The sequence below is a fragment of the Pseudonocardia bannensis genome (assembly GCF_012911875.1).
Classification (GTDB): Bacteria; Actinomycetota; Actinomycetes; order Mycobacteriales; family Pseudonocardiaceae; genus Pseudonocardia; species Pseudonocardia bannensis.
The window spans coordinates 1-18,424 of record NZ_JAAXKZ010000006.1 but is presented as its reverse complement, the minus strand read 5'-3'; the positions used below and the strand labels follow the sequence as shown (position 1 = coordinate 18,424).

Below are 18,424 nucleotides of genomic sequence, written 5' to 3'. Positions count from 1 at the left end.
CCACGACCGACCGCCCCCGTCCTGCGGCGACCCCGTCGCTACCCACCGTCACGACTGGAGGCCCCGTGCCCATCGCAGTTGACCAGAGCACCCCGATCGATGCCGAGCGACTGCGCTCGGCGGTCGCCGCGGCGAACCTGCCGACGCTGCTGATGGTTCTCTACCAGCTCACCGGTGAGCGGCGGTGGCTTGCGGACCCGTTCCGGCCGACCCGCACCAAGGGCATGAGCGACCACGACCTCGGCGGGTTCGACGACGACGTGCAGCGCCGGATCCGGGAGGCGGCGGTGGAGGCCGTCCAGGCCTGGAACGCCGGGACCCCGGCCGCCGTCCCGGCGCCCACCGGGGACCTGCTGCTGGAGATGATGAGCACCTGCGTGGGTGAGCCCGTCCCGGCCGAGTACGAGCCGATGATGGCCCGGGAGATGGGCTTCGCCCAGGCGCCGGCGCGCCGGCCGCAGGGTGGCGGCGCCGCCGACTTCTCCGTCGTCGTCATCGGGGCCGGGGTCTCCGGTCTCACCGCGGCGCGGGCCCTGCGCGAGGCAGGGATCTCCCACGTCGTCCTGGAGAAGAACCAGCAGGTGGGCGGGACGTGGCTGGAGAACCGGTACCCGGGCTGCGGTGTCGACACCCCGAGCTACCTGTACTCGTTCTCCTTCTTCCCCCGGCAGTGGTCCACCCACTTCGGCAAGCGCGACGAGGTCGTCGGCTACGTCCAGGAGATGGCCCGGCAGTGCGATCTGCTGGGATCGATCCGGTTCGGTACCGAGGTGGTCGCCGCGTCCTACGACGAGGCCGGCCGGCGGTGGACCGTCGCCGCCCGCGACGAGCACGGCCGCGAGCACACCTACGTCGCCAACGCGGTCATCACCGCCGTCGGCCAGCTCAACCGGCCCAAGATGCCGAACCTGCCCGGTCAGGACAGCTTCCGCGGCCCGTTGTTCCACTCCGCACGCTGGCCCGAGGGCCTCGACGTGCGGGGCAAGCGGGTCGCGGTCATCGGCACCGGGGCCAGTGCGATGCAGATCGTGCCGGCGATCGCCGACGAGGTCGCCCACCTCACGGTCGTCCAGCGCTCGCCGCAGTGGGCGGCCCCGAACGCGAACTACTTCCGCCCCGTCGGTGACGACCTGCACTGGCTGATGGAGAACGTCCCCTACTACCACGAGTGGTACCGGTTCCGGCTGGCCTGGACCTTCACCGACAAGGTCCACCCGTCGCTTCAGATCGATCCCGAGTGGCCGCACCCCGAGCGGGCGGTCAACGCGGTCAACGACGGCCACCGCGAGTTCTTCACCCGCTACCTGCGCGAGCAGCTCGAGGGCCGCGAGGACCTCCAGGCCAAGGCTCTGCCCCAGTACCCCCCGTTCGGCAAGCGGATGCTGATCGACAACGGCTGGTTCGCCGCGCTGCGCCGCCCGAACGTGCACCTGGTCACCGACGGCGTCACCGAGGTGACCGAGACCGGGTTCCGCACCGCCGCGGGCGAGGAGCACGAGGCCGACGTCATCGTGTTCGCGACGGGTTTCGAGGCCCAACGCCTGCTGCACCCGCTGGACCTGCGTGGCCGCTCCGGCCGGTCGATCCGCGAGGCCTGGGGAGAGGACGACGCGCGGGCCCATCTGGGCATCACCACACCGGGTTTCCCCAACCTGTTCTTCCTCTACGGGCCCAACACCAACCTCGGCCACGGCGGCAGCTACATCTGGATCGCCGAGTGCCAGGTCCGCTACGTCATCGACCTGATCTGCACGATGATCGAGCAGCGGATCGGCGCCGTCGAGTGCCGGCCGGAGGTGAACGAGGCCTACAACCGGCGCGTCGACGAGGCTCACGACGCGATGATCTGGAGCCATCCCGGGATGGACACGTGGTACCGCAACCAGCAGGGCCGGGTCGTCACGAACGCGCCCTGGCGTGTCGTGGACTACTCGCGCATGACCGAGGCGGCGGACCTCTCCGACTTCATCGTCGAACCGATGGGGGCCGGTGACGGAACCGCCGGCCGGTCCGGTGCCCGGGTGTTCCGCTCGGCCGCCGAGGTCGTGGCTGCGAAGGGCGACTTCCTCGGCCGCAGCGACTGGGTGGTCGTCGACGAGGCCCGGATCCGGCTGTTCGCGGACGCGACCGGCGACCACCACTGGCTGCACCTGGACCACGCGCGAGCCGCCGAGGGTCCGTTCGGCACCACGATCGCCCACGGGTTCCTGACCCTCGCGCTCATCGCGGAGTTCGCCCCGCAGGTGGTCCGCTTCGAGGGCTCGGACATGGGCGTCAACTACGGGTTGAACCGGGTGCGGTTCCCGGCGCCGGTGCCCGCCGGTGGCCGGATCAGGGCGGCGGTCGAGCTGGTCGACGCCGCGGAGATCGACGGGGGAGTGCAGGTGGTCATGCGCTACACGGTGGAACTGCAGGGCAGCGACAAGCCGGTCTGCGTGGCCGAGCACGTCAACCGACGCTACTTCGGCGCATGAGCGGCCGGGACGGGGGCGCCCCGGCGGCAGGGTCGGGGTCGGGTCCGGCGTCGGTACCGATGGAGCAGTGGGGCCGGCGGCTCAGCGACGCCGTGCGTGCGGCGCTGGACGCCGGTGACGTCGCGGCCGCGCTGCGGCTCGTCCGCGAGGGGGACGGGCAGACCCGCTCACTGGCCAAGGAGTACTCCCTGATGTACCGCGGGCTGGGGATCACCGTGCGCGTGATCCTCGACGAGCTGCGGATGAGCGAGGACACCGCCGCGGGTTCGGGGGCAGCCGCTGGTGCCGCTGTGGTGGTGCACCGCTTCCGGTCGGATTTCGTCCGGATCATGGAGCAGGTGTGGGGGGACGCACCACCCCCGCCGGGGCCGTTGAGCAGCCCGGCCGACGAGGCGCGCGAGTGCGTCGCGTTGCTGGAGTTCGGCGAGCAGCGGTTCGACGCCGAGCAGCGGGGGATGGCCGAGCAGGTGGCCGCCGCGCTGGAGGGCGGGGAGGTGGAGCGGGCCCGGGAACTGCTCGACCGCAAGGAGGCGGGCCAGTTCGTGCCGCTGCACGACCGGCTGATCCGGGTGATGGCCGAGTCGTTCGCGCACGTGCTCGCCGAACGCGGACCCGACGGGTTGCTGCAGTTCCACCTCGACGTCGCGCAGGGCCAGCGCGCGGGCATCGACAAGTGGGAGGCGTTGCCGGCCCGCGACCTGGCGCACGCCTTCACCTTCCTGCTCAAGCAGCACATGGGAACCGTCGAGGTCCGCGAGGAACCGGACCGGTTCGTGCTGGAGCAGGCGCTCTGCGGCAGCGGGGGCCGGCTCGTCGCCGGGGGCGCCTACGCGGGTCCGGACGCGCTGCCGCGGGTACGCGGCGGCGGGGTGCTCACCGCGGGGCGGGACACGCTGCCGGTGTACTGCACGCACTGCCCGGGGTGGAACACCCTCGCCCCGCAGAGGTGGTACGGCCACCCCCACGTCGTCGTCGCCGATCCGGCCCGCCCGGACGGAGCGTGCACGCTGCACATCCCGAAGCGGGCCGGTTCGACGTGACTGCGCCCGCGGCCCGGGGTACCTGACACGGACACCGATGGGGAGAGGCGTACGAGATGGTGACCCCCGAACACCTGGCCGACTTCGAGCAGGCCCGCAGCCGCGCCTATGAGCTGTTGGGCGACGCCGCCGAGGAGCTGAGGAGGGAAGGCCTGCCCGGTAGCCCGCCGCCCGGCTCGCTCGCCGCCGCGGCGCTCGTCGAGGCGCTGCGCCTCATCTCGGCGGCGGAGGACGCGCTCGACCGGATGTCCGGCTGAACCGGGCCCGCCGGTAGCTCGCTGCCTCGGCGGGACCGGCGCCGGAGGAGCGCGACGCCCGGTCCACGCAGCAGCAGCGGGCCGACGAGATGGGCGCTCGGCTGTGGCTAGTCCATGGCGAACGGGTCGTAGCGGATGCGGTCGAGTGGCGTGCCGGCGACCAGCATCCGGGTCACCGTGGCGCGGATCATGGCGGGGGAGCCGCAGACAATCACGTCATGGTCGGCCCAGGCGCCGTAGTGGGTCACCGCGTCGGCCAGCGTCCCGGGCTCCGCTCCGGCGCTGTCGGGGTCGTGTTCGAGGACCGGGACGATGTCGAGCCAGGGATGGGTGTAGGACAGCGCGCGCAGATCGGGCAGGGCGTAGAGGTCATCGCGGGTGCGCCCGCCGAAGAACATCTGGGTGCGCCGGGTCTGGCCCTGTTCGGCGAGTCCCGTGAGCAGGGCCTTGATCGGCGCCACGCCGGTGCCGCCGGCGATCAGGAGCAGTCCCCGGTCGGCGGTGGGGCTCAGGTGGAGGCTGCCCAGTGGCGGCCCGATCCGCCAGGTGTCGCCCGGGCGGGCGTGCGCGACGATGGCGCGGCTGACCCAGCCGCCCTCGACCCTGCGGACGTGGAACTCCAGCATTCCGTCGTCCCGGGGCGGATTCGCGGGGGACAGGTACCGCCACAGCCGCGGCCGCTGCGGGGTCTCCACGCTGAGGTACTGGCCGGCGTGGTACGGGATCGGCTCCGTGGTCTGCACCGTGACGATGGCGAGGTCCCAGCCGACCTGTCGGTGGCTGACCACCCGCCCCAGCCAGGACCTCGGGCCGCGTTCGGCGTCGGCGGCGGCCCGCATGTGACGCGACACGATGGCGTAGGCGTCGGTCCAGGCGCGGGCGACGGCCGGGGTCCAGGCGTCACCGGAGAAGTGCTCGACCGCGCCCAGCAGCGCCGCCCCGAGCGCCTCGTAGTGCTCGGCGACGACGTCGAACTTGCGGTGGTCGCGGCCGAGCTGAGCCAGGAACGGGGCCAGGTCCTCGGGCCGGTCGACCATCTGAACGACGTGCACCACGGCTCGCAGCAGCCGGCTGCGTTGCACCTGCATGTTGATCGGGAACAGGTTCCGGGTCTGCGGGGCGCGCTGGAACAACAGCCCGTAGAACAGTCGTGCCAGCTCGTCGGAGTGCGGCTCGACGGCCGCCCAGCTCGCCTGGACGGTCGTCACCATCCTCGCCGCCTCGGCCGGTGTGGGCTCGGCGGGTTCTGGCGGGTTCGCGGGGAACGAGACTCCTGCGGTCATGGGTGGGTGCGGTTCTCTCTTCTCGCCGGTTCGGACCGGTCGGGTTCGCTTCGCACGTCCCGCCGGTGGGGGGAGCGACCGGCTCGACGGCCGTCGTCATCGGCGGTCCCCCGCGCTCGTGCCCGGCTCATCCGGTACCGGGTCCGCGGGGGCGATGTGTGCGACGCACAGGTGCGGTTCGACGAAGGGCACCAGGCTGCTCACGGTGGCGGGCGCCCGCAACTCGGTCAGGGCTCCCCGGAGCAGGCCCAGGTGCAGGGAGCACACGACATCCGGGTGCTCGGCAGCGACGGCCCGGAACGGGCAGGTGTGCAGTCGGATCTGCAGGTCCTCCCCGTCCCGGGTGACATCGGGCTCGAAGCCGAGCTCGGCGAACATGCCACTCACCTGGGCGACGGATTCCTCCAAGGTCAGGACCGTCGAGGGTGGCGGCGCGAGCCGCTTCGTCGTGGCCACGGCGCGGCCGGCACTCTCGGCGCGGCGCGACCGTTCGGCGGGGGTGTCGGCCCAGTGCGCGGCGAGGACGCCGGCGAGTAGCTGGTAGCCGCCGGTCTGGTCCGGGGTGCCGGTGTCACCGGTGCTGGCCGGGGTGTAGAGCAGCCTCGGACGCCCCCTGCGGGTGGCCGGTTCGGTATGGCTTCGTACCAGTCCCGCCTCGCCCAGGACCTCCAGGTGGAAGCGGACCGTGCTGACGTGCAGCCCACAGGCCGCCGCCAGCTCTCGTGCGTCCAGTGCCCCCTCGCCGGCGCGTAACGCGTCCAGCAGTTGCACCCGGCTGGCCACGGCGAGCGCCCCGTGCGCCTTGTGACGCGCGGTCATTCCGTTCGCCCCCACGGCCCTACCCTAATAAAGCGGATGGCCATAGTCTAATAACATGCGATCGGGCAGAGCCCCCGGGCCGCCGGCGCACTCGCCCCCCGACCCGTAGGGATCAGGAATGGACACGACGGCGCCGCACGTGGTGAGAGGGGCGTTCGGGGAACGGGGGCGCCGCACCCGAGCGGCGTGGGAGAGATTCGTCGCGGGTGACGACGATGTCCAGGGCGTACCCTGCCTGATTCTGCTCTCGTGGTATCGCAGCCGGGACCGGTACCTGGTCGACCCGTTGCGCACGAGCCCGCCGCCCTCGATCGGCGCGGGTGGTACCTCGCTGTTGCAGGACAGCGTTTTCACACAGCTCGGCGGAATAGCGGCGTCCCTCGCGGACCACACCGACGGATCCCTCACGACGGTCACCGACGGCTCCGGTCGGATCCTCGGGAGCTGGGGAGCCGACGAGATCCGGCGACGAGCAGCGCAGAGCAACCTTGCACCGCTGTTCACCTGGTCGGAGGCCGCGGCCGGGACGAACGGAATGGGTACTGCTCTGGGTCGGACGCGCCCGGTATCGGTGCGTGGCCCCGAACACTGGTGCTCCTGTCTGCATGAATGGACCTGCAACGGTGTCTCGGTCAAGGATCCGGTGACCGATCAGCCCGTCGCGGTCCTGAACATCTCCTTCTGGAGGCAGGACCCGTCGCGAGCGATCTCGAGTGGGCTGGAACGCGCGGTGGCGCCCCTGAGAAGCCTGCTTCTCGAGCGGGCGGTGCGCGATGGGGCGGACCTGGTCAAGGCATTCCTCGAGGCGGAGCGCAAGGCCACAGCGGACGACGCGGTCGTCGCCGTCGACGCCGGCGGGAACGTCGTCGCGGCCAATCACCGCGCGCGAACCCTGGAGGACCGCCTTCCGGCGATCCCCGCACTCGAACCCGGCGAACGGTGGCGCGCGGCCTCACCTCGACTCCGGGAGATCGCCGCCGAGGCCGGCCTTCGTGCCACGAAGGAGCCGAGCTGGATCGGGACCGGCCGGCTCGATCTCCTCTCCATCGAGACGACGTTCGAGTTCCGGCCCGTCACGTCGGACAACGGGTTCATCGGGGTGCTGCTCGTGAGTACGGACAGTCCGCAGGGAGAGCCCGTACACGTCCCGGCCGAAGTGATGGAGGGTGCTCGAAACCGCATCGTCGGAATCTGCGAGAACCGACTGATCATCCTGACGCCCAACGAGATCCGGTACGCGGAGGCCGACAGGCACGCCGTGTGGCTCGTGACGGATCGGGGGCGGGTGCGGGCGGCGAGTCGGGGAATCGACAACGTCGAACGCGAGCTCGCCCCGTTCGGCTTCCTTCGTGTCCACCGAGGCTATCTCGTGAACGTGCAGCGAATTCGGGAGGTCGATCAGGGATTCTGCAAGGGAACGCTGACGGTGAGCACGCAGCATCACGGCCGGGAGGTCATCCCGGTAGCGCGCCGCCACGTGCCGAGACTGCGGACCGTGCTCAGCATCTGACCGGCGGGGCCTCGGGCCCCGGGCACCGGCCGGACGCCACATCGGGTCTCGTGGTGTCCGGCCGGATGCCTGCGCAGGCTAGATGTGGGCGGGCGACTTCGCCTCCACGTGTGCGATGGTGTCGATGGTCTCCATGTCCTTGGTGAATTCGACGAACTCGTTGTCCATCAGCGCGCGCGGATTGAAGCCGGGGCTGGCCAGGACGCCGTGCACCCGACGGCGCTGCATGCCGAAATTGCCGCCGTCGTAGATCGGGAAGATGGCTGCTTCGCGCAGGTACTTCTCGAACATGTGCTTCTTGTCCGCGCTGTTCACCCCCACCACCTGCATGCACTTGTAGACACTGTCGAACAGTGTCTCCGTGCAGTAGGTCTTGTTCATGGCGCCGATGAGTTCACCGTGATAACCGTGCTCGTCGATGTAATGGGCCGCCTTCCAGCAGAAGTACCGGCAGGCCTCGATACGTGCCGCGACGTCGCCCAGCACGTAGCCGACGTTCTGGAAGTGGATCATCGGATGGGGTGCGCCGGCGGTGTAGGTGCGTGCCCAGGTGAGAGCCGCTTCGTAGGCTGCCCTGGCGACGCCCACGGCGGCGATTCCGGCGACCGGCCCCGACCACGCGAAGTTCCGGTTGATGAGTAGGTCGCCGTTCCCGAAGGTGCCCTCGATCAGGTTGTTCGCCGGGATTCTGGCGTCCTCGAAGATGATCTCGGAGTTCGGCGTGAGGCGGTGTCCGAAGCTGTCGATGATGTTGTAGGTGACGCCGGGCGTACCGCGCTCGACGAGGACGGCCGAAAGCCCTTCCGTGCCGCCCTTCTCCGGATCCGTCCGGACCACGACGAGGTTGACGTCGGCTCCTTCCCCGTCCCAGCCGCCCACGTTGCACGGCCAGTATTTGCGACCGTTCAGCACGTAGCTGTCGCCGTCCTGGCGGGCGGTGACGCCGATGCCGACGGGGTGCGGCAGCGGGGTGTCGAAGTTCGCGGTACCGCCCGGTGAGCCCGGGGGCTCGCTCGCCGCGTAACCGGCGATCCACGCGCCGGAGGAGTCGGAGGTGGCCGCGCCCATGATGCGCTTCTTCTGTTCCTCGGTACCCCAGTACCACACGGGCAGCAGGGCCAGTCCGTTGACCAGGACCGTGCAGGCGAAACCGGGGTCGACGGCGCAGATCTCTTCGGCCGCGAGAATCAGCTCGATGTTGGTCAGGCCTCCTCCGCCGTACTCCTTGGGCAGCATGCCGAACGCTATACCCCGCTTGTAGGCCTCGACGTACGCCGGCTTCGTCAGCTGGAATGCTTTCAAGGGGTCGGGCTCCCGGTCCGCCTCGCGGACCACCTGGGCGAGCACATTCTCCGCGAAGTCCCGCGCCACCATCTGGACTTTCTTCTGCTCCGGAGTGAGCGTGAAGTCGATAGCCATCTGAATGTTCTCCCGTCTGCCAGCGGATCGCCGGGGAACGCCGGACTCGAAGCGCAACCGTCAGAACGTCCACCGGCGCAACCCGAGGCTCACGATGCAGTCACCGAGCTCGGTGTGTGAAGGGAGGTGGCACGAACAGCACCCGAGGCGCCGGCGGGCGGCGACCGGGCGGGCACGAGAGGCGTGCGCCCGCGGCACGGGGCATTCGGTACGGCCGATCAGGCCCGATCAGCTCAGCACGGCCACGACGCTCGGCTCGACGAGCACGACGACGGCGATGAGGGCGAGCAACCCGCCGAACACGCGGCTGATCGTCTCTCCGTACCGGTTCACCTTCTCCACCGCGACCACCGCCGCGATGGCGCCCATCCAGATCAGGCTCATCACGCCGGCGGCGAGCAGCACGGCCATCAGTGCCCAGCAGCACCCGAGGCAGTAGCCACCGTGGCCGATGCCGGCCCGGAACGCCCCGAACCGGCTTCGCACCGCTTCCTGGCCGTGCTGCAGCACGAGCAGCGCGGGCGACCGGCAGTGCCGCAGGCACACCCTCTTGAGCGGGGTGAACTGGTAGAGCCCGGCTGCCAGGAGAACCGCCGCCCCCACGCGCGCAGCCGGCTCGGCCGGTCCGCCCGCGAGCGCTTCGAAACCCAGCACCACCACGTACGCCACCAGGCCGAATCCGGTCCAGACGATGAAGTATCCCGTGGTCAGCGCGGCAGTACCGGCCCAGCCCGCCCCGCCGGCGCGCATGAGACGCGTCATCCCCACCGTGAACGGAGCGATGCTCGGGAGCATCATCGCCGCCATCATCACGACCCACGTGGCGAGGAACAGCCCGGCGCCCGCGGCCCCCGGTCGCATCGCCCCGTCCATGGGAGTCCCGTCCATGGGATGGGCCCCGGTGAGGATGCCGGCGCTCATCTCGGGCATGGCGAGGCGGTGGGTGAGTGACCACGCCGTCGCCGACAGCGCGAACAGCAAGCCGGCGAGCGCGAGCTCGGCCCGCGACCAGCGCCGCAGCGGCGGGGTGTCGGGCCCGCGGCGAGGAGTGCCCGCCCGCGATGTCATGTCGCGTCCGGGCCGCTCCAGTCGAAGGGCATGTGCTTGCTGGAGTTGCCGCTGCGCTCCCAGCGGAATCCGTACGCGTCCGCGCGGTCCGAGGTCGCCCGACCCCAGGTGGCCACCTGGCCCGGCCCGACCTCGGCGCCCGGCAGGTTGTGGACCTGCACCCGGGCGCCCTCCGGGGTCGTGGGCCCGGACAGGGCCTCGACCGTGGCCGCCGCCTTGCCCGGGATCTCGACACTCCACGTGGCGAGATCCTCCGCGATAAAGACGCGGATGGGCACGTACTCCATTCCGCGGATCTCGGCACCGAACACCTCGCCGAACTGGGCGGGCCAGCCACCCGCCTGCCCCCCGAAGATCATCTGTAGCGCTTCCCGCTGCGGATCGTCGGCCCGCTCGTCGACGAACACGGCGGCATAGGCGTCTCTGTGCTCGCCCCAGACGTTGCCCACGAACGACGCGAGCATGGCCACGTTGAGTCCGTCCAGCCTGGTGTCGCCGTAGTTCCCCTCGCGGATGTGCCAGAGCAGCACGCCGTCGCAGTCCCCGTAGGTCGGCGGTTGCGCCCACGAGCACGGGCACGGGATCGAGCACTTGCACGCGTCGAACCATGCGCCCTGGAGCTGCCATCGCTGAGCTGTCGGAGCGGCCATGGTGTCCCTCCGCAGGCCGAGGTTCATCGATCCGGGCAGAGGGGGCAGATTGGCGGTCCCGCCCTGCGGGCGCCAGGGCCGTTGGTCACGTCCTCGGGTGCGACCGCCGAGGCAGACCTGCCCGGGGCGGCCGTCGAGTGCCGCCGCGGCGCACCGCTGCAGCCGCAGGCCTGCGGGCTACGGCGTGTACGGCGCGCGGTCGAGCAGGACGATCCCGTACTGCCACACCGCGTGGATCCACTGGGTGGCCGAGACGAACCCGTGGGCGACCATGTCGGCCAGGAACCGAGGCCGGTGGAACCAGCAGGCCGTCACCCGGACGCCGCGTTGCGGCGATCTCGGCGAGCAGGGCCGTGCGCTCCGCCGGGGTGGTGTTGCCGAGGTTGCTGCCGAGGAACGCCACCGTCGCGGGCCCCGTTCACCGTCGCGCAGGACGGGCTGCGGTCCGGCCGGCGCATCCGTCCAGGGGCCGGCGGCCTCTGGACTACTACATCGGACAACGCGTCGACAGAGGCCAATTGCCCTGGACCGCCCGTCTGCCGCGCCGCAGACTTTGGTTCGACCGCAGGGGGGAGGACCAGTGGCCGAGCTCGGCATCGATCTCGGCACCGCGAACACCGTGGTGTGCGACGTCGCCCAGGGCATCGTGCTGGACGAGCCGACCGTCATGCTGCTCCGCACCGGCGGTGTGCGCCGGCAGCGGGTGCTGGCGGTCGGCCGCAGCGCGTCGGACCTGGTGGGGCGAGCGCCCATGGGCATCGCCGCCGTGCGCCCGCTGCACGACGGGGTCATCACCGACCTGGAGACGGCGCGGGTGTACCTGCGGGCGATCCTGCGCCGGATCGCACCGCGACCGTGGCAACGCGGCCGGATCCGTGCGGTCATCGGCGTGCCCGTGGGGGCCACCGCCCTCGAGCGCCGGGCCCTGCTCGAGGCCGCCGACGAGGCGGGGATCAGCCGGGCGACGTCGCTCGACGAGTCGATCGCGGGCGCGGTCGGTTGCGGGATCGACCCCCTGGAGCGCCGGGTCCACATGGTCGTCGACGTCGGCGGCGGAACGGCCGAGGTGACCGCTTTCTGCTTCGGCGGGATCATCGCCCACCGGTCCTGCCGGGTCGCCGGGGACGAGATGACCCTGGCCGTCTACCACTACCTGCGCGAACACCACCAACTCCTCGCCGGTGAGCTGGACGCCGAGGCGATCAAGATCCGCGCGGGGGCCGAGGAGGAACCGTCGGTCGTCGTGCAGGGCCGCGACGCCGCCACCGGCCGGCCGCGGCTGGCGACCGTCCCGGTCGCCGAGATCACCGAGGTCCTCCGGCCGGTCACCGAGGCGATCACGCAGACGCTGTCGGCCTGCCTGGACGACCTGCCCCCACAGGCCGTCGGCGACGTCCTGGCCGACGGGGTCCTCGTCTTCGGAGGTGGCTCGCTGGCCCGCGGTTTCGACCAGGGTCTGGAACGGGCCTTCGGTTTCCCGATCAAGTTGGCCGAGCAGCCGCTGACCTGCGTGGCCGAAGGGGCGGCGCGTTCCCTGCGCAACCCCGTGCTGCTCGACGCCTACGGCCGGGCGTAGCCGGTCGGCTACGGGGGCCCCTGCAGCGGGCCGGTAGCGAGGATCTCGGCCTGGTGGTCGAGGTAGTACCGCATCGCGTCGTGCACCACGATCCCCGCGTTGTTGGATCCGAGACCGGGACCCTGGACCATCGCCGTCATCACGATGTTCGGGTCGTTCATCGGCGCGGCCGCCGTCATCCAGTTGTCGTAGTGATCGCTCTGCAGGGCGCCGTCCTGCGCGGTGCCGGTCTTCGCGCCCACCGGGACCCCCAGGTCGGAGAGCCGGCGGGCCGTCCCGCCGGTGACCGCGGCGAGCATGCCGTCGCGGACCGGGCCCAGCGAGGAGGCGAACGGCACGGGCGTCGTCGCCGAGGGCGGTAGCGCCGTGTAGGCCGACTGATCGGTCCCGGTGGCGAGGCCCAGCCTCGGGGCGACCAGGTTGCCGGTCGCGATGGCTCCGGTGAGCCGGGCGTTCTGCAGCGGGGTGAGGTGCAGGTAGCCCTGACCGATCCCGAGGATCACCGTCGACCCGCCGTACCAGTGGGCCCCGATCTCGTCGACGGTGTCGGGGGTACCGAGGTAGCCGGGGGACTCGGCCGGCAGATCGATACCGGTCGGCCGGCCCACCCCGAGCGCCCGCGCGGTCTCGATCATCGGATCCGGACCCATGGCGGCGGCGAGCTTGTAGAAGTACACGTCGTTGGACCAGGCGATCGACTGGACCAGGTTCATCGGTCCCATGGGCTGCCAGTTGTCGAACGTGTGGCCGCCCAGGGTGAAGCTGGCCCCGGTCGGCAGCACCTGGTCCGGTGGGAACGTCGGGTGCACCATGTTCGCCGCGGCCACCACGAGCTTGAACGTCGACCCGGGCGGCACGCTCGCCTGGGTCACGTGTTCGAGCATCGGATTGCCGGGAGCCGATGCGGCGTTCTGCAGCGCGCGTGCGTCGATCGGCGGACCGTAGAGGTTGTTGTCGAACGACGGCAGGCTGGCGATCGCCAGGATCTGGCCGTCGCGCGGGTCCATCGCGACGGCTGCGCCGAGCGCCGACCGCTTCTGGCCCCGCAGTGCGCCCGCGAGACCTGCGGTGAGCTGCTGCTGCAGCCCGAGATCGAGGGAGAGCCGCACGTCGGCGCCCGGAACGGGCTCGATGCGCGCGCCCATCGCCACCGGCACCCCGGTCGGGTCCACGAACACGCACTGCTCTCCGTTGACCCCGCGCAGCACCGAGTCGTACTGCTGCTCGAGCCCGGCCCGGCCCACGATCTCACCGGGCGGCAGGTCCGGCCACCGCTCCACATCGGCCGGGGTGGCGACCCCGGCGAAGCCCAGGACCGGGGCGAGCAGGGGGCCGGTGGGGTAGAGGCGTCGCGGTTTCGGGACGACGAGCACCCCGGTGATCCCGGCGGCGCCGACCTCCGCACCGGTGGCGACGGGTACCTCGGCCACCTTCACCGCGAGTGTCGTCGGCGGGACGCCGTTCACGGCGGACTGCACGCCGTCGACCGGCTGCCCGGTCAGGGCGGCCAACCGGCCGACGGCGTCGGGGGCGGCGCGGAGCAACGCCGGCACCGCGAGGACCTCTGCCAGTCCGGAGCCGGCACCGCTGGTGTCGGTCGCCAGCGCCGCGCCGTGCCGGTCGGTGATGGTGCCGCGGGGGGCGGGGAGCCGGATGCACCGGTTCATCTGGTTCTCCGCCGCGGCGTGCAGCGCCTCCCCGTGGTCGACCTGCAGCCGCCATCCGTAGAGTCCGAACGCGACCAGCAGCGCGCTGAGCCCGAGCGCGAGCGCGCGGACCATCCGCGGCCGGCGGTTGCGTACCCGCGGCACCGCCCACAGTCGCCGGCGCGCGCCGTCGCGACGGACCCCGAGCACGACCCCGATCGCCGCCAGATGCACCACCAACGCCGTGCCGCCGTAGCTCAGCAGGGGGAACGGCACCCCGGCCAGCGGCAGCAGGCCCAGGTTCCCGCCGAACGACACGACGGTCTCCACCCCGAACAGGACCGCCAGCCCGCTGCCGACCAGGGCACCGTGCGGCGTCCGGGGCGCCCGGCTGGCCAGCGCCAGCCGCCACACCAGGACGATCGCGGCCACGACCACGGCGGCGCCCGCGAGGAGCCCGAACTGTCCGACCAGACTGGCCAGTGCCAGGTCGGTCTCCCGCTCGGGCAGGTACTGGGCGCGCAGCACGTTGATGGGGTCTCCGGGCTTGCCGAACGCCGCCCCCGACCCGACCGCGATCCGCGCCTGCTGCACCGCCCAGCCCGACCCGGAGGGGGACTCGTGGGAGCCGGCGAGGAACGTTCCCAGCCGCTCGACCTGGTAGGGCCGTAGCAGGCCGATGACCAGCGGCGCCAGCACCGCGGCCGCGGCGAACAGCGGGAGCAGGAACCGAGCCGGGATGTGGCCGACGACCAGCATCGCGACCGAGAGGACGACCAGCAGCGTCGTGGTGCTCAGGTCCGGTTGCAGCACGGTGAGCACGATCGGCACCAGCGCGAGCGCCACCGCGAGGACGAAGCGCTGCCACGCCGGACGGTCCGAGCCGAGAACCGCGGCCAGGACGAGCAGCAGACCCAGCTTGGCCAGTTCGGAGGGCTGGAACGTGAACGAGCCGATGCCGATCCAGCGGGTGGCGCCGTTCAGGGTCAGACCGACCACGAGCACGGCGCCCAGCATCAGTACCGCTCCGCAGTAGCAGACCCAGCCGAGCACGGTGAGCAACCGGACCCGGAACCGCCACAGCAGTGCGAGCAGGAGGACCCCCACCCCGGCGATGGCGGCCTGCCGGACGGCCATGGCCATGCCGTCGACGGCCCAGAGGTTGGCCAGCCCCAGCCCGACCATGACCAGCGCGGCGAGGACCGCCAGCAGGTCGAACGCACCACCGAGCCGTTGCCGGCGCCGCTGCCGGCTCGGAGCGTGTTCGGATCCCGGTACCGCGTCCGTCCTGCCGCGCACCAAGCTCAGCACGACCTGGTCTCCCTTCCGGCTGTCACGCCACCGCCACCGCAGTCGTCGTCCGGGCTGTCGTCGGGCCTACCGGGGTTCGGGGGGCGGGTCCGCCTCGCAGTACCCGGGCGCCGGGACGAGCAGGGGCGGGCTGGCCGCGGTCCCGGGGCGGTCCGTCACCGCGAACACGGCCAGTGCCCGGCCCGGCGGCAACGACACGGCGTCGACGACGGAGACGTCCGCGCCGTCCGGCAGCACCTCGACCGCGCGACCCGGTGTGTTCGCGGCAGCGCCGGTGCAGCGGTCCACGACCCGGAAGGCCCAGTCCACGGTCTGCGGGTCGGCCTGTGGCTGCAGCCGGACCAGCAGCCGGACCTCGCACGGTGCGCCGGGGCTGCACGGGCCCAGCGGGCGCAGGTCCATCCCGCTGACCGCGCCGGCGGCCGCAGGGGCGGGTGCCGGCACCGACGGGGCGGGCGGCAGCGTCGGCGCTTCGGACGACTCCGCCCGGCCGGCGTTCATCAGCACCGCGACATCGCGGGTGATGTGCTCCCCCAGCAGCGCGAACTCGAGCATGATGACTGCGGCCAGCACCGCCAGCGAGAGCGCCCACTTCCACGTCCGTCTGGCCACGGCCGATCCGACGCCTCGCAGGCCGCCGCGGGCCGGGGCGCGGCGGGTCTCGGCCGGGCGGCGGTGAGCGGGACGCGGCGGGACCGCCACGCGTGCCGCGGGCGGACGGCCGAGCGCTGCGGCGACCAGACCTGCGAGCTCGGCGGTGGCTGCCGCGGCACCGCCGGCGGTGGCGTCGGCCTGCCGGAGCAGCGCGGTCACGGACGTGATCTGTCCGTCGGGTGCCGCGGCCGTGGCCGCGGCACGGTCGAGAGCGGCGATGGTGCTCTGCGCGCGCTCGTCCACGCGGCGCGACTGCCGTGCGGCACGCGCCAGTGCGGCCAGCAAGGATCCCGTGTCGGCCAGGGCGGATCGTCGCGGCCGGGGGGTGGGCCCGGATTCGGCGAGCGGGCCGTCCAGCCGGGTCCGGCCGTCGATGCCCACGTGGGCGGACCCGAGATCGAACCCGACGGGTGCCGCCCCGGCGCGGTGCCGGGCCTCTACGGTGGACAGGACGTCGAGCCCGATGGCGAGCGCCTGGACCGGTGTGAGCCGGGTGAGCTCGAGCAGTCGGGGCAGGTCGATGTCGGCGTCCACCTCGGACGCCGGTGGCGGGAGGCCGTTCGTCGCCTCCTCGGCGGAGCCGTACGTCGGCCCCGATGAGCCGTTGCGCCGTTCGGCGGCGGCCGTGTGCCCTTGGGACCGGTTGGTTTCCGTCGTCGACATCGCACGCCACCCTCACCGGAGTACCGACGTTCCTGCCGGCCACGACGCCGTGCGTGCACGGGGGCCGTCTGCTTGACCGCTCGCAGTTCGCGTGCCGGTCGACCGGCTCAGGTCGGTACCGGGTCCCACCCGGCGAGTGGGGAGATGGCGGTGCTCGTGCGTGGGACAGAAGCCCTGCCCATGACCCGCCCCCCTGACGTCGTCGAGGCGCCCATTCCACTACGCCGCCCTCGTGTGCGATTGGGTCCAACGACCTCATTTCGCGGTGCGAAAAGCCAGAGCGGAACGGGGTCCGGCCGGGTCCGCCCGGTAGCGGCAGGACCCAGGATCTCCCGGCGGGCCCTGGCCCCGCCGGGACCCGACAGCAGAAACCCCGATCCTCCCGTGCCGCGTGGCGGAGGACCGGGGTTCGGCGCAGATCGATCAGAAGAAGTGTTTCCGTCCGGCGACCGCCCGGCCGGTCCCGCCCAGGACGGCCAGGACCACCCCTACCACGAGGAGGATGAGTCCCAAGATCCACAGGATCTGGATGCCGAGGAAAAAGCCCAGAAGTAGCAGGATCAAACCGAGAATGATCATTTTACCTCCGTAGGTCCACCATGGACGCGAAGCGAATGGTAGAACCGCGGATCCGGTTTCGCCGGGTCTGGCACGAATCGTTACCTACGGCCGATTGGGTGCGATCCCGGCGCCTGCAGTGCCCGTGGTCGGAGTCGGTGCCGGGATGGGTGCGGCGTCCGGCGCTCCGGAGGGGCACCATCGGGGGTGCCGCGCGGCCCTGCGGGCTCGCGCGGGCGGCGATCGGGGAGGTCGGCATGCCTGATGATCGGTTCGGCTCGGGGTTCGGTCCGCTGGAGGACCTGGTCGGCCGCCTCGTCGGGAATCTGGAGTCGTCGCTGGGCGGCGCGGCGTCGGGCACGCAGGCCGGCTCCCGGCCGGCGGGGCCCTCGGCCACCCCTCGGCTGGACCGCTTCGGCCGCGACCTGACCGCCGCGGCCGAGCGTGGCGCCCTGGACCCGGTGATCGGTCGGGAGGCCGAGATCGACGACCTGCTCGAGGTACTGGCCCGGCGGACGAAGAACAACCCGGTGCTGGTCGGTGACCCGGGCGTCGGCAAGACCGCGATCGTGGAGGGCCTCGCCCAGCGGGTGGTGGACGGGCAGGTGCCGGACGCGATCCGCGGGGTGCGGGTGGTCGCGGTGGACCTGGCGGGGATGGTGGCCGGCACCCGCTACCGCGGCGACTTCGAGGAGCGGCTCACCGGTGTGATCGACGAGGTGGTCGCGGCGGACCGGTCGGTGGTGCTGTTCGTCGACGAGCTGCAGACGGTGGTCGGAGCCGGCGCGGCCGAGGGCGGTGCGATGGACGCCGGGACCATCCTGAAGCCGGCGCTGGCCCGCGGGGAGCTCCAGCTCATCGGGGCCACGACGGCCGAGGAGTACCGCCGGCACATCCGGTCCGACCCGGCACTGGAGCGCCGCTTCGAGCCCGTCCGGGTGGCGGAGCCGTCCGTCGAGGAGACGATCGCGATCCTGCGCGGCCTGCGCGATCGCTACGAGCGCCACCACGGGGTGCGGATCAGCGACGCGGCCACGGTCGCGGCCGCACAGCTGTCCGACCGGTACCTCGGCGACCGGTTCCTGCCCGACAAGGCGATCGACCTGATCGACCGGGCCGCCGCGCGGGCCGGCATCCGCCCGCGAGCCGACGACCCCGCGTCGGCGGCTCTCACGCGGCAGCTGGAGCAATTGCGCCGGGCCCGCGACGTCGCCATCGACGCCGAGGACTACGAACGCGCCCAGATCCTCACCGGCGAGCTCGACCGCGCCGAGGCCGGGCTGGGTGTGGCGCGCGAGGCGCTCCGCGACGGTGTCGAGATCACCGCCGACGACGTGGCCGAGGTCGTCTCCCGCAGCACCGGGATCCCGGTCGCCCGGCTGACCGCCACCGAGCGGAACCGGCTCCTGCACCTGGAGGACGAGCTGCACCGACGCGTCGTCGGCCAGGACGACGCCGTCGAGGCCGTGGCCGATGCGATCCGGGCGGGCCGGACG

The 18,424-nt window shown here is 72.2% G+C and carries 15 protein-coding genes and 1 pseudogene; 6 read left to right on the top strand and 10 right to left on the bottom strand.

What is annotated here, in order from left to right; translation table 11 throughout:
• Positions 1-65 precede the first annotated feature (65 nt).
• Genes HF519_RS02960 through HF519_RS02945 form a run of 3 tightly spaced genes read left to right on the top strand, consistent with a single transcriptional unit; the run spans position 66 to position 3,771 of the window.
• The gene (locus HF519_RS02960; protein WP_312859862.1) at positions 66-2,474 is read left to right on the top strand and encodes a MaoC/PaaZ C-terminal domain-containing protein; all 2,409 of its coding nucleotides are present in this window, start codon (positions 66-68) and stop codon (positions 2,472-2,474) included.
• Positions 2,471-3,514, top strand: a complete 1,044-nt coding sequence (locus HF519_RS02950; protein ID WP_169410057.1) for a hypothetical protein — start codon at positions 2,471-2,473, stop codon at positions 3,512-3,514. Before HF519_RS02960 ends, HF519_RS02950 begins: the two co-directional genes overlap by 4 nt.
• A gap of 56 nt (positions 3,515-3,570) precedes the next feature.
• Positions 3,571-3,771, top strand: coding sequence for a hypothetical protein (locus HF519_RS02945; RefSeq protein ID WP_169410056.1), 201 nt, complete (start codon positions 3,571-3,573; stop codon positions 3,769-3,771).
• 107 nt (positions 3,772-3,878) lie between these two features.
• On the opposite strand, the gene HF519_RS02940 is transcribed toward HF519_RS02945, so the two are convergent.
• Both HF519_RS02940 and HF519_RS02935 read right to left on the bottom strand, forming a co-directional pair.
• The gene (locus tag HF519_RS02940) at positions 3,879-4,982 is read right to left on the bottom strand and encodes an FAD-binding oxidoreductase (RefSeq protein WP_169410055.1); all 1,104 of its coding nucleotides are present in this window, start codon (positions 4,980-4,982) and stop codon (positions 3,879-3,881) included.
• Between the two features lie 168 nt (positions 4,983-5,150).
• Entirely contained in the window at positions 5,151-5,888 is a 738-nt protein-coding gene (locus HF519_RS02935; protein ID WP_169410054.1) for a helix-turn-helix transcriptional regulator, read from the bottom strand.
• A 103-nt stretch (positions 5,889-5,991) separates the two neighbouring features.
• Here HF519_RS02935 and HF519_RS33640 point away from each other — a divergent pair, with 103 nt between their 5' ends.
• Positions 5,992-7,383 (top strand): DNA-binding protein, encoded by a 1,392-nt coding sequence (locus HF519_RS33640; protein WP_498072979.1) that lies wholly within the window; start codon positions 5,992-5,994, stop codon positions 7,381-7,383.
• Positions 7,384-7,461: 78 nt separating this feature from the next.
• Here the strand turns inward: HF519_RS33640 and HF519_RS02925 are convergent, their stop codons facing one another.
• The 5 genes and pseudogenes from HF519_RS02925 to HF519_RS32655 all read right to left on the bottom strand — a co-directional run.
• A complete protein-coding gene (locus HF519_RS02925) occupies positions 7,462-8,802 on the bottom strand; it encodes an acyl-CoA dehydrogenase family protein (protein WP_169410052.1) in 1,341 nt (446 codons plus the stop codon).
• 228 nt (positions 8,803-9,030) lie between these two features.
• Complete coding sequence (locus HF519_RS02920; RefSeq protein ID WP_169410051.1) at positions 9,031-9,870, bottom strand: DUF2182 domain-containing protein; 840 nt, start codon at positions 9,868-9,870, stop codon at positions 9,031-9,033.
• Positions 9,867-10,520: a DUF1326 domain-containing protein gene (locus HF519_RS02915; RefSeq protein ID WP_169410050.1), complete on the bottom strand. Its 654-nt coding sequence runs from the start codon at positions 10,518-10,520 to the stop codon at positions 9,867-9,869. Before HF519_RS02915 ends, HF519_RS02920 begins: the two co-directional genes overlap by 4 nt.
• Positions 10,521-10,697: 177 nt before the next feature.
• Positions 10,698-10,835, bottom strand: a complete 138-nt coding sequence (locus tag HF519_RS32660) for a hypothetical protein (RefSeq protein ID WP_312859867.1) — start codon at positions 10,833-10,835, stop codon at positions 10,698-10,700.
• Between the two features lie 37 nt (positions 10,836-10,872).
• Positions 10,873-10,923: pseudogene (locus HF519_RS32655) on the bottom strand (hypothetical protein); the annotation flags it as partial.
• 177 nt (positions 10,924-11,100) lie between these two features.
• On the opposite strand from HF519_RS32655, the gene HF519_RS02905 reads away from it, so the two are divergent.
• Complete coding sequence (locus HF519_RS02905) at positions 11,101-12,096, top strand: rod shape-determining protein (protein ID WP_169410048.1); 996 nt, start codon at positions 11,101-11,103, stop codon at positions 12,094-12,096.
• 8 nt (positions 12,097-12,104) lie between these two features.
• Here the strand turns inward: HF519_RS02905 and HF519_RS02900 are convergent, their stop codons facing one another.
• From HF519_RS02900 to HF519_RS02890, 3 genes are all read right to left on the bottom strand, one after another.
• Positions 12,105-15,053 (bottom strand): FtsW/RodA/SpoVE family cell cycle protein, encoded by a 2,949-nt coding sequence (locus HF519_RS02900; RefSeq protein WP_312859861.1) that lies wholly within the window; start codon positions 15,051-15,053, stop codon positions 12,105-12,107.
• 66 nt (positions 15,054-15,119) lie between these two features.
• On the bottom strand, positions 15,120-16,370 hold the full coding sequence (locus tag HF519_RS02895; RefSeq protein WP_169410047.1) for a hypothetical protein: 1,251 nt from the start codon (positions 16,368-16,370) through the stop codon (positions 15,120-15,122).
• Positions 16,371-16,793: 423 nt separating this feature from the next.
• Positions 16,794-16,949 carry a DUF6131 family protein gene (locus HF519_RS02890; protein ID WP_169410046.1) on the bottom strand — a complete coding sequence of 52 codons (156 nt, stop codon included), beginning with the start codon at positions 16,947-16,949 and terminating at the stop codon, positions 16,794-16,796.
• A 236-nt stretch (positions 16,950-17,185) separates the two neighbouring features.
• Here HF519_RS02890 and HF519_RS02885 point away from each other — a divergent pair.
• A partial coding sequence (locus tag HF519_RS02885) for an AAA family ATPase (protein WP_169410045.1) occupies positions 17,186-18,424 on the top strand: 1,239 nt, incomplete at its 3' end.

What these genes read in the sequence shown, in the direction of transcription:
- HF519_RS02950 (WP_169410057.1), top strand. Translation starts at nt 2,471, where the DNA reads ATGAGCGGCCGGGACGGGGGCGCCCCGGCGGCAGGGTCGGGGTCGGGT.
- HF519_RS02945 (WP_169410056.1), top strand. Translation starts at nt 3,571, where the DNA reads ATGGTGACCCCCGAACACCTGGCCGACTTCGAGCAGGCCCGCAGCCGC.
- HF519_RS02940 (WP_169410055.1), bottom strand. Translation starts at nt 4,982, where the DNA reads ATGGTGACGACCGTCCAGGCGAGCTGGGCGGCCGTCGAGCCGCACTCC.
- HF519_RS33640 (WP_498072979.1), top strand. Translation starts at nt 5,992, where the DNA reads ATGGACACGACGGCGCCGCACGTGGTGAGAGGGGCGTTCGGGGAACGG.
- HF519_RS02925 (WP_169410052.1), bottom strand. Translation starts at nt 8,802, where the DNA reads ATGGCTATCGACTTCACGCTCACTCCGGAGCAGAAGAAAGTCCAGATG.
- HF519_RS02920 (WP_169410051.1), bottom strand. Translation starts at nt 9,870, where the DNA reads ATGACATCGCGGGCGGGCACTCCTCGCCGCGGGCCCGACACCCCGCCG.
- HF519_RS02915 (WP_169410050.1), bottom strand. Translation starts at nt 10,520, where the DNA reads ATGGCCGCTCCGACAGCTCAGCGATGGCAGCTCCAGGGCGCATGGTTC.
- HF519_RS02895 (WP_169410047.1), bottom strand. Translation starts at nt 16,370, where the DNA reads ATGTCGACGACGGAAACCAACCGGTCCCAAGGGCACACGGCCGCCGCC.
- HF519_RS02890 (WP_169410046.1), bottom strand. Translation starts at nt 16,949, where the DNA reads ATGATCATTCTCGGTTTGATCCTGCTACTTCTGGGCTTTTTCCTCGGC.